This window comes from Sphingomonas sp. 10B4, assembly GCF_035019905.1.
In the GTDB taxonomy this organism is placed as follows: Bacteria; Pseudomonadota; Alphaproteobacteria; order Sphingomonadales; family Sphingomonadaceae; genus Sphingomonas; species Sphingomonas glacialis.
Genome location: NZ_JASJVC010000094.1, coordinates 1 through 10,611 on the forward strand (window position 1 = coordinate 1; position 10,611 = coordinate 10,611).

The 10,611-nt window shown below is 64.0% G+C and carries 11 protein-coding genes and 1 pseudogene; 7 read left to right on the forward strand and 5 right to left on the reverse strand.

Going from position 1 to position 10,611, the window contains the following annotated elements; genetic code table 11:
* Positions 1-107: 107 nt before the first annotated feature.
* The 6 genes from QN347_RS17435 (at position 108) to QN347_RS17460 (ending at position 4,014) form a co-directional block, all read left to right on the forward strand.
* Positions 108-353 (forward strand): DUF6884 domain-containing protein, encoded by a 246-nt coding sequence (locus QN347_RS17435; protein WP_323494239.1) that lies wholly within the window; start codon positions 108-110, stop codon positions 351-353.
* A gap of 586 nt (positions 354-939) precedes the next feature.
* Complete coding sequence (locus QN347_RS17440; RefSeq protein ID WP_322164222.1) at positions 940-1,272, forward strand: hypothetical protein; 333 nt, start codon at positions 940-942, stop codon at positions 1,270-1,272.
* 715 nt (positions 1,273-1,987) lie between these two features.
* A complete protein-coding gene (locus tag QN347_RS17445; protein WP_322164221.1) occupies positions 1,988-2,395 on the forward strand; it encodes a single-stranded DNA-binding protein in 408 nt (135 codons plus the stop codon).
* A 113-nt stretch (positions 2,396-2,508) separates the two neighbouring features.
* Positions 2,509-2,778 (forward strand): hypothetical protein, encoded by a 270-nt coding sequence (locus QN347_RS17450; protein WP_322164220.1) that lies wholly within the window; start codon positions 2,509-2,511, stop codon positions 2,776-2,778.
* Positions 2,779-3,281: 503 nt separating this feature from the next.
* Positions 3,282-3,446, forward strand: a complete 165-nt coding sequence (locus tag QN347_RS17455) for a hypothetical protein (RefSeq protein ID WP_322164219.1) — start codon at positions 3,282-3,284, stop codon at positions 3,444-3,446.
* Between the two features lie 310 nt (positions 3,447-3,756).
* Positions 3,757-4,014 carry a hypothetical protein gene (locus tag QN347_RS17460; protein WP_322164218.1) on the forward strand — a complete coding sequence of 86 codons (258 nt, stop codon included), beginning with the start codon at positions 3,757-3,759 and terminating at the stop codon, positions 4,012-4,014.
* A 51-nt stretch (positions 4,015-4,065) separates the two neighbouring features.
* On the opposite strand, the gene QN347_RS17465 is transcribed toward QN347_RS17460, so the two are convergent.
* Positions 4,066-4,392: a hypothetical protein gene (locus QN347_RS17465; RefSeq protein ID WP_322164217.1), complete on the reverse strand. Its 327-nt coding sequence runs from the start codon at positions 4,390-4,392 to the stop codon at positions 4,066-4,068.
* Positions 4,393-4,635: 243 nt separating this feature from the next.
* Between QN347_RS17465 and QN347_RS17470 the strand changes: the two genes are divergently transcribed.
* Positions 4,636-5,028, forward strand: coding sequence for a DUF3768 domain-containing protein (locus tag QN347_RS17470; RefSeq protein ID WP_322164216.1), 393 nt, complete (start codon positions 4,636-4,638; stop codon positions 5,026-5,028).
* A 19-nt stretch (positions 5,029-5,047) separates the two neighbouring features.
* Here QN347_RS17470 and QN347_RS17475 read toward each other — a convergent pair whose 3' ends face one another.
* The 4 genes and pseudogenes from QN347_RS17475 to QN347_RS17490 all read right to left on the reverse strand — a co-directional run.
* Positions 5,048-5,302 (reverse strand): hypothetical protein, encoded by a 255-nt coding sequence (locus QN347_RS17475; RefSeq protein WP_322164215.1) that lies wholly within the window; start codon positions 5,300-5,302, stop codon positions 5,048-5,050.
* A gap of 510 nt (positions 5,303-5,812) precedes the next feature.
* Positions 5,813-8,239, reverse strand: a complete 2,427-nt coding sequence (locus QN347_RS17480; protein WP_323494237.1) for a S8 family peptidase — start codon at positions 8,237-8,239, stop codon at positions 5,813-5,815.
* Positions 8,240-8,280: 41 nt separating this feature from the next.
* Positions 8,281-9,270 (reverse strand): AAA family ATPase, encoded by a 990-nt coding sequence (locus QN347_RS17485; protein ID WP_322164282.1) that lies wholly within the window; start codon positions 9,268-9,270, stop codon positions 8,281-8,283.
* A 253-nt stretch (positions 9,271-9,523) separates the two neighbouring features.
* Positions 9,524-10,534 (reverse strand): annotated as a pseudogene (locus tag QN347_RS17490) (DUF4113 domain-containing protein); the annotation flags it as partial.
* Positions 10,535-10,611 lie beyond the last annotated feature (77 nt).

Genomic DNA, 10,611 nt, shown 5'->3' on the forward strand with positions numbered 1-10,611 from the left:
ACTATGCAGCCCTTGAGAACCTGGATATGGTTGCATGACTCAAACCAAATAGCCTCTAGGAAACCCGGGACGGTTCACTCCGCGACCTATCGGCCGCAGAGCGGCGTCTGTGGGGCGAGAAGACCGTCCGCCAACTCCGACGCGCGATCGGACCCCGCCATGCGGGGCCGATCGTCTTCCTCGCCGGCCGTCTCTACCGCGAGCCGCTGCTCGCCTTCGCCGGCGAGCGCGCTGCCGTTCCCATGCTCGGCATGGGCATCGGGCAGCAAAAGGCATGGCTTGCCGCTCAGATCGCCGACGCGCGCGAGCGAGCCTGGCGCGCAGCCCAACTGGATCTCTTCCCCACCTCGTAACGGAGGCTCTCATGCAAGCGCGATCGTCCCGGCTCCTCGCCGTGCCGGCCGCGCACGCGCGCGCCAGCAGCTCGAGCTATTCGTCGCGCCCGACGAGCCCCCGCCATCCTACGGCATGGCGGTCCCGCCGTGGTGCGGTCTTGCGGCCTGGCACCACGAACTCGATCGTCAAACGGCGATCATGCGACCGCGCACCTCGCTCTATCATCGGTTCGAGGCGACTGCGCGTCAGCTCACGCGCGAGCGCATACGGGGCTCGCGCGATGTCGCCGCGATCGCGCGCCTCGTCACGCGCCTGTCGGCCGCGCGCTATCCGACCGGCGGTCTTCATGGCCTCGAGCGCGTGTGGTCGCGCGGACCTTGGCACGCTGATCGTCGAAGCCACCAATCGCCAAACCCTACTTGGCCTTGGGCGCGACACGCCCAGGGCCAAGGGGCCGGCGCTCGCCCCTCGCCGTCTGCCCGGCGACCGGCTCGACCGTCTCATACAGTCGCAGCGCAATATCGACGTCGTGGACGCACTGCGCGCCGAGCGCGAGCGTCGCGCGCCCGCTGCTAGATTCATCGCACCAGGAGTAAAATCGACATGGACACACCCGTACGCCGTCCCGCCATCCGAGCCGTATCGTTCGACGACGTAGCAGCAGCTCTCGCTCGCCTGATCCCGATCGCGCTTCCCCCGACGCGCGCCGCCGAAACTGGCGCATCGCCCAAGGTAGCCGACTTCCTCCTCGCTTGGTGGAATGGCGGCGACAACGGCCACTTTCCCGTCCTCCACCTGTGCAATCTCGACGAGACGATCGCCGAGGACATGCTGACGATCTTGGCATACCTCGCGCAGAACCCTGTGATCTACGCCGACCAATGGGGCTACCGCGACACCATGGCCGAGATCTATTCGAGGTATCGCAACGAATAACGTCCCCCGCCCCTGCAGAGCGGGTCGCGCCTGATATTTGGGGCGCTGCCGCGCCCGCATCGGATCTGAGACGCGGAGTGGTTCCTTAGTGGCGAGGCGCGGGAGCCGGCCCCGGCCGTCCGCCCCGGTCGAAGGGAGCGCGTCATCGCGCAGCTTGTCGTCACGGCGCCCAGCTGGCGCCCGCGTTGAAGCCTCGATCGGCATCACGACAGCGCGCTCGATTCAGCAGTCCAGCGGCGCGGATCGCGTGGGACCGACCCATCGGCCTATCGACATCGGGCACGGCGCGCGCGCCGTAGGCAGGAAGGCGGTGCCTGGTCCTCGAAGGGTGGCGGGCATCCGCCATGAAGCCCCGCCCGCCCAGCACAAGGACGTGGCGACACGGCAATCGAAGCCGCCCCGGCAGAGAGATCAGGCGAGTTGGCAACGCCGGACGAGGATAGCGACAAGGGTGTCCTGCTCTTCGGATCCTTGGCGTTTGCGCGCCCGTGGGGGTTCATCCCCTCTCTTTCCTGAACGACCTAAGCCGGCCGTCCACCCCCTCCAACCCGCGATCATTCGGGCCGAGTTGCCGCTTACGCGGCTGCCCGCACCACCCCTTTGATCGGGGTTCCCCTACGCGCTTCGCGCTTCGGTGGAGAGGGCGTCCTGGCCGTCTTTGACGGTGTTCAGTCGAGGGGACGAACCCCCGGCGAAGCAAAAAAGGAACCTCGAAATGCAGAACCTCGTCATCCTCGCCGGCAACGTCGGCGCCACGCCCGAGACCCGCTCCACCCAGGGCGGCACCAAGATCACCCAGTTCAGCCTCGCCACCTCGCGCCCCAAGCGCGACAGCGAGGGCAAGATCATGAAGGACAGCGACAACCGCCGCATCGAGGACACCGAGTGGCACCGGATCACCTGCTTCAACGGCGTCGGCAAGACCGTCGCGCAGTATGTCGACAAGGGCCAGAAGGTCATGGTCCGGGGTCGCATCCACTATACCCGCTGGACCGACAACGAGAACATCGAGCGCTACGGCGTCGAGATCATCGCCGACGAAGTGACCTTCCTCAGCCGCGGTCGCCAGCAGCAGGGCAACACGCAGGATCAGAACGATCTTGATGACGATGTGCCCTTCTGACTCAGAGACGGGAGACAGCCCGGAGCTACGGCTCCGGGCCCTTCCTCGTGTTCACCGCTCGCCTCGCAGATGTCCGCTTTCGCGGACCCAGCTCGCTAAGCTACGCTGGTACAATGTCGAACGAGGACAAGGCCATGCGCAAGAACCGTTTAACCCCTCAGCCGGTCGCGGGCGCGTTAGGCGATCTCATCGGCCTCACAGATTACGACCCTACTGCGGAGGAACAACCGCTTCCCGAGGGGATTAGATTGTCCGACCTTTTGGAGGATCCCCGACCACAGCCGACTCATGTGAGCCATTTCGAGAATGGAATGCTCAAGGCGGTGCGCGAGCTGAACCAAAATCCGGAATTGCTGCGGGAAGTGTCGAAGCGCATTTCGTGAGATCCGGAAGAGAGTAATTCGGCGTCTCCCGGCTGCGCCGGGACCGTCGCTCTATTCCGCTTCGCTCCACCGAGCCCCTTCGGGTCTCGGCCCATTCGGGTAACGATCAACTGACGGGCGCGGAGCGCGCAGGAAATCTTCTTCCGAAAAGCGGCAACATCTTTCCGACCATACCAGCCAGGGGCGATCAGCACCCAAGCGGCTATCTCATCGAACAAGACGCAGAGCGGTCCAGCGGATCAAGCGAACGTCCACCTCCGGGCGAGGGTGCGTCACAGGCGGTCCACCGTTGAGCGCGAAGCTCCGGCCAACGAGCTTCACCCCGCTCTTTGAGGCGCAATCCTTGGGCCGGCTCGGGGCCTTATACGATCAACCCGCAAGGGGTCCGGGCGCTTCGCTACGGCTTTTTTCCGTGCCGGAAAAAAGTGATCGCGGCCCCTCCCCGTCCTGTCGGGCGCCTGTCGAGCGGGGATGAACCCCGCCGGCTTCAAGGAGCCTCGGACATGTTCAACGACATCTGGATCGCCCGCAAATCCGCTCTCAGCCTCGCCCGGAACCTCATGGTCGTCACCATGGTCATCGCCGTGGGCACTCAATACAGCGTCATCACCGCAGAAGATCACGATAGCTCGCTCACCGTGGTCCAAGAGTTCGACCCCTTCGCCTGACCAAGTGGGGGCCGAAAGGCCCCCGCGCCTTCGCAGGCGCAAAGACTTTAGGGGCCAGGACGGGCATCGAGCCCGTCCCAGCCCCGCGCTTCGCGCGCTGCGGCACTGTGGGAGGACTGCTCATTCGTGTCGTCCAAGTATGACATGGGTGCGGCGATCGCCTCAAGGATGCGCGGTTCCCCCAATTTGCTGCGCAAATCGGCTCCCCCACGCCCCGCTGGCGCGGCCGCTACGCGTTCCCTGACCCGATCGCCCGGAGCCCATGTCCCGGAACTCCCGCACAATTTCGTGCAAACAACGGGAGAAGCCTATGCAAGTCGATCTGTATCAAACACTCAAATCCATCAACGTAACCGACGATCAGGCAAAGCTGGTGGTAGCCAGCATCGAGGAGTATATCGACAACATGGTTGGAGACGCGACAAAGCCGCTTCAGGAAAAGATCGACGGCCTGCAAAGGTCGCTCGAGACGCACATGAAAACCCAGACATGGGTCATCAGCATCATCGGCTTTACCATCGTGGCCCTGACCGCGATCGGAACGCTGGTGTCGATCCTGCGGCACTGACATCAAGGGGGCTTCGGCCCCCTTTTTTTGCTCACCGCCAGTTTTTGACGATCAACTCCACGCTGTCCTGACGGGCGGCAGCTCCTCAAACACCTCGAGCAGCTTGGGATCGCGCAGCAGTGTCGTCCACTGACCACCATAGGTGCGCGTCGCGAGATAGAAGGTCGATCCGATGCACTCGACCATCCGGCAGCGCTCCAGCTTGTCGACCAGCGAGTAGCCGGGGCCGCGGCGCGCGACCACATCCTCCATTTCCACCCGCATAAGGGTCCCGCATTTGCAGCACCGCGAACGGACCAGCGCCTTCATCCGCAACAGGGCGCCGGCGTTCTCCATCCAGCGGGGCCAAAGGGCGACGACATTGGCAGCGGTTTCCATGGCGCACGATAATCCTCCCCGCGCGGGATCGTCCAGCGGCTTGGAAGCGGCCGGTCTCGGCTTCGCCGCTATCCCGGGGGTCTTCGGGCTCCTACGTCCTCGCCGAGGCGCTTTCCCGCGCAAGCCCGCAAGCGGGCTTCTCCACTCCGTTGCGACCCTGCGGGTGCGCGGGGCAGCTATGCCTCGGCGGTCCTGTCGCCTGTCGAAGGCCCCGATTGGCGGGGTCAGGACAAGGAGACCGACATGGCCGACCAGACCTCCACATCCGAACGCCCCGAGGGCGGGCCGAGCGAGATTGCGCGCCTCAACGATTGGCTGCGCGAACATCTGACCAGCCCGGGCCACAACCGAGTCGTCATGACAATCGGCATCTCCGCCCTGATCGGAGATACGAGCCTTTTCCGGGGCTTCCGCAAGCGTGCCGAGCTGCTGCGCAGCGTGCGCGACTATGACGGCTTTGATGGTGCGATCGATCCTCACGGCGAGCGCGACATGGGCCGGTTTGAGTTCGAAGGAACCGCCTGCTACTTCAAGATCGATTATTACAACCTCGACCTCTCCGCCGGTTCGCAGAACGCAGCCGATCCCTTCGTCACCACCCGCGTCCTGACGATCATGCGCGTCGGTGAGCGGTAGGGCGCAAAGACCCCGGTCCTTACAGGCCGGGGTCCCCTCGCCCCGTCACATAGGGATGCTCGGCTCTTACCAGGTCGATCGCCGCGTCGATCCAGTGGCGATCGTCATCCGTGCCGCTAACCTCGATCCGCCAATTAGACCGCGGGTGGAGGGCAAGCGAAAGCACCTGGACCGGGCCGAGAAGCATTTCCCATCGGCTAGTCCCGGTCTCGCTCGCGCCTGCGATCACCGTCACCAGCGTCGCCCGTAGCTCGGTCGGAGTAGGTACGCTCATCTGCCGTCAGTACGCCCCATTGTTTCAAAGGCTTTGTCGTCAACGCCATTCCATCGTGACGACCGGCCGGGGCCGGCGTCAAGGATGCGCGGTGCCCCCAATTTTGCCGCGGCCTCCGCTCCGCTGCGCTCCACTCTTGCCACGACAAAATCGGCACCCCCACGCCCCGCTTCGCGGCCGCTTTGCGGTCCCTGACCCCGACCCCGACCGATCGTCAGGCCGCACCCGTCTCAACGAACAGACGGAGGTTCACATGCACATTCAGACCGCACGCAGCCAGGCTTGGATCGCGGAGTTCGCAAGCATCCAGGCAGAAATCGCAGCACACGGGATGCCCGCACCGGCACCCCGGACCATTCGGAAGCGCGTGCGGAAGCTCAAGCCGCTCTGGGAAGAGTGAGCGGAGGACGGGGCGGCACCGGCCGCCCCGCTACCGTCATGTCTCACGCCGCCTGTTCATTCGGCCTGTGTAGATCTGTGACGAAACAGCGTGTATATTGTATCATCAGTTTACGCTGCCGGGACGGGGATGCCGATCTGGTTCTCGATAGCTGCGTAAAGATCTATCTCAGCGTCTGGTGCTCTGAGCGAAACGAGCAAAGAATAGCGCGCCGACCGCTCCCACCGTTGAAGGTTAGGCTTTTCCTTCCACCAACCACCAACGGGGAAGATGCCAATCGCGTCGCGGTCAGCGAGCGCCGCGGCGCTGCCGCGCCATACGTCGGAGTGAACCGAACCCCGATCGCGAACGGTGCCAAGTAGCCAGTCGTCACCGCCTGCGGCAGCCCCGACATTACCCTCTTCCTCGGATTGAGCTGCCCGGTTGATCCGTTGCCGGAATTGCTGAAGGTTTTCGAGCGACCGTTTCACGGCGAAGCGCAGCGAGTGTGAGGCGTAGCGATGCCGCCGCGTCCAGCCCCGCTCGCCAGGATTGGGCTCGACGAAATAGGATAGCGTCACGCGCAACTCGACATCCTGCTCGCCGAGCGCAAGCAGTTCGTCGCGCGGCCAGGGTAAGTGATGGAGGTGCATGTCACGCGTCTTGATCTGAGACTTCTCCCGCCGGAACGGCAGCAGCGCGTCCTCGATCATCAGCGTCGCGTCGTTCGATGCACTAAGAAGCGCGCGGCCGAGATCGGGCACGCCCCAACCATAGCGGCGCAACAACGCAGCCTTCTGAGTCTGCGATCCAGCGGCGTTGAACCAGGCACGCATCGCGGGTGTCCATTCGGCCGAATGGACCATCAGCGCGCGAACGGTCTCTGGCCAAAGTTCTGGTCGCTCTGCCATGATCCTTGCAGAAAAGTTGGCGGCCAGTGCACAGGCAGCGCTGGTGTCGCCAAAGCTATCAAACAGGCGCATCGTCGGACGGTAATGCGTGGTGATGAGCTGCAGGTCGTCAATTGCCTCGGCGGGATTGACGCCGTCATGCGCGAAGTTGCCGCCTTCAAAAACAACATCGGGACGGATTGGCCACTGCCGGTCCCAAATTGTAGAGGTGCGGCTCGCAGGCGACAGATCGCCGGCAGGCGCCACTGAGTCCCATCCCGCGAAGTCGGGATGATTGATCGTGATCTTATCGGTGTAGGCACCAACGACCAACGCGTTCCACGCCTGGCACGGGTTTTCAGCCTCGGCGAGGTCGTTCCCGTCAAGATACTCGGCCGGCACGATCGGGTCGCGGATGTTTCCCGCGGCCAGGATCATAAGCCGGCGACTGTCTCCGCCGCCATAGCAGAGCTTGTCGATCGCGGCCGACCACGACGAGGGACGCCCGCGTCCCAAACCAACGCTGCTCGTGACGGCCATGCAGAACACGCGTCGTCGTCGGGGTGCCTGCGTTTCGGCCCTGCCGATCCCGATCTCCGTGACGGCGCCATAGAGTTCGGGGTCGTTCTGCGCGTTAGGCGGTAGGACCTTCACTGTCTCGAGGCGGTGCGAGAGCTCGAGATGTTCCCCGGTGATAAGCGCGGCTTCGACATCGCCATGAAGGGCGACACCTGCCATCATGGTGCCGTGCCCATTCCAGAAGGCACTGTCGCCTACGCCCCAGGCGGGATCGTAGGCGTGCTGGTCCGCAGGTTCGAGGCCTGGAGCAATGAGCGGGTGCCCTTGGGTGGCACCACTGTCGAGGATGCAGACTGCTGGAGCAAGCGCCCCAGGGGCGGTCGAGCGGTTCACGAGATCGCCTGCCCATTCCGCTTGTTCAACAGGGCGCATGTCGAGGAAGAAGCTCGGCGTGTCCTTGGCCGCGCGTAACTCCGCGACAGCATCGCTGTGCAGCACCAGCCGGGCCATCGTCGCCGGCTCGGCCAACGCCAGAACGACATCGCGTTCTGGGAAGCTGACGAGATGCTGCTTCAGCGCGACGTTCAAGCGCTCTGCTACCGTTTGGAAAACTGGAAGTTTCCCATCGCGCAGCCAGACCTCCCACCAGGCCTGCCGCCCATCGGGCGGGTAGAGGGCATCATCATCCGTGAATAGCGAACGCACCGCCGAAAGCCGGACATCGTCGATGCGCGCAACGAGGTTTTGGTTTTTGGGGTTGCCGGTCTTCGTTTCCTCAGCCCGGTACTGCTCGACCTTGGTTGCGAAGTAATCCGCCTGAGCCTCTGGAACGAACACAGTCGCCCTGACCGTATCTTCGCCCTCGGCAGGTGGCTTGACCGCAACCAGCTCGATCTTCTTCAGGCGGTTCTCCAGCCCGTCGAGTGCGCTCTGGTGATCAGCGGGAACATCGAAGTCGAGATAGAAGCCTCGCTCGCCTTCTGCGACTGCCGGGTCGCGCGCATCCAGAAGCTGACGGGCGGTAGCGACAGCCGCGCCAAGCGCCTGCTCCAGATGAGCGGCATGCGCCGCGCGAGCGCGTGCCGGAGGCAAGCCGTTGATGACGGTGCGGGGCGACGTATAATATTCAGCGTCGCCACTGCCTTGCACATGAAAATGTGGACGGTCCCGCGGTGCTCTAGCCACAAAGATTACCGAACGAGCGCAGCGTCATGTCGCTCCCGAAGGGCAGTCAGTAGGGTCGGCGTCAGAACATCGTCTATATCGTCGAGAACGGCTACCTTAGCGGCTTCATCCGCTGCTCGCGCGATCTCGGCCTGGCTAAGCCCGGACGAGGCCTCCATTACCGGGGGCCATTCGACCGCGTCCCGGTCAAACGTGGCCAACCGGTTTTCTATGATGCCTCGCGCGATGGCCGGTGTGGGCAGGTCATAAGCGATCACATCGTCGAACCGGCGGTAAAGCGCCTTGTCGAGCAGCTCAGGATGGTTGGTCGCGGCGATTACGACGCTGGGACCGTCGTCATTCTCGAGGAACTGAAGGAAGGAGTTGAGTACGCGCCGGATCTCGCCGACATCGTTCGGGCCTGCCCGCTGCGAGCCGATTGCGTCAAACTCGTCGAAAAAGTAGACGCCGCGCTGGATGGCGATGGCGTCGAAGATCAGGCGGAGGCGTGTCGCTGTCTCACCCATCAGCTTGCCGATCAGCCCGTCATAGAGAACGGTGAAGAGAGGAAGCTTCAGCTCGCCGGCCAGCGCAGCCGCGCTCATGGTTTTTCCTGAGCCGGGAGGGCCGACCAAAAGCAGCTTGCGGCGGGGTTGAAGGCCGCGCGCGCGCAGCTTCTCCTGCTGGCGTTGTTCGGTCAGGACACGCGCCAGTCGATCCTTCAACGTATCCGGCAGGACCATGCTGGCTAAGCGCACATCGGAGTAGCGCGCAGCCAGCAAGCTCGACAGTTCACCCATAGGTTGGGCGATCGGAACAGGGCCCGCGCCAAGACGCGCGACGGTAGCACCCTTGCCTTTAGCCGCATCGATGACTTCGCGGAGTTCCTGGGCGAGCTTGCCGTGGCCCTGACGCGCTTCATGCGCAGCCAGCTGCGTGGCGACCGAGATGAAACGCGCGTCGTCCCCGGCAATATGGCTTTGCAGCAGAGCAACGATGTGGCGTGCGGTTGTCATGTTTCCCTGTTCGCCGCTGCTAGGACGCCTGGTCGAATCCTAACGTCATCGCCAGTGCCTGTAACGAGAATTCGTTAAAGGCGCTGCTGATTATCGGGTCGTCGATGGGCTCAGTAATAACCGACACGGCTCTAGCTGCCCTGCAGGCGTTCTGAACGAACATCAGCTTACAAAGCGCGTGATTAGAAACAGCGGGTCAACTCGCCGGCTGAACCGGGATCAGGGGCTGCTTCGGGTCGCCCCAATACCGCCGCTATCTAGCGACCGGAATCTCGGCGAGCCGCGTTGTCCACGCCGGGCTCTTCTGGCTCCGCTTCGTATCGAACGCGCGCGCGCCGAACCCTTGCGCTGCGATCCCAACGGTCCCGCGGCCGAACCGATCGTTGAGGCCATCCATAGCTGCCAGCAACCCGGGCGCACGCGGATCTTCTACGACGAAGAGGTCCCCCTGCCCCGCGCCCTGGGGCAGCAGCTCCTCAAGCAGGACGCCGCACTTCGTATATACGCCACCCGGTTGATACATCGCCTCCATCATCCTGCCGGCGAGGCCGGCGATGATGCGCGGATCGTTGCTAGGCGGTGACATGCGCGTCTGTCCTCTCGCCGATGGCGGATTTGGGCGATAGCGCGAGCCGTGCGCGAACACGATCAGCCGCGTCGCAACCAGGCCCTGGTGACGGATCTTCTCGGCCGCGCGCACCGCGCGCCGCACCATCGCCTCGCGAAGCTCGTCGAGGTCCGTCACCGGCGCGCCGAACTGGCGCGTTACCGCCGTCGCCTTGCTTGCCTCCGGCTCGGGCTTGAAGTCCTCGCACTCGATGCCGTTCAGTTCGCGCACTAGGCGCTCGAGAACGACCGTTCCGACATCACGGGCGGACGCTGGTGGCATCGCCACCAGATCGGCCGTCGTGCGGATTCCAAGCGGCTGCAACCTCGCCGCCAGCGCCGACCCGATCCCCCACACCTCTTTGACCGGCCACTCGGCAAACAGCCGCGCCCTCAACTCGGTGTCGTGGAGGTCCACGACACCATCCCAGATCTTCTCGGTCGCCTTCGCCAGGGCGTTCGCGACCTTCGACAATGCGCGCGTCGGGCCAAGCCCGATCCGCGTAGGAAGCCCGGTCTGGCGCAGGATCGCCGCGCGCAGCTTATGTGCGGCCGCCACATCCCCCAGGCCGTTGGGCAGGACAGGCAGACGGTAGAAACTCTCATCGATCGAGTAGATCTCGATCAGGTCACTATGCTCCGCGATCACGGCGTTGAAGGGCTTTGTTGCAAAACTGACGTTGGGGATTCACGTAGGGAATCGAGTGGGATAGATAGGCGTGATGCCCAAACCTG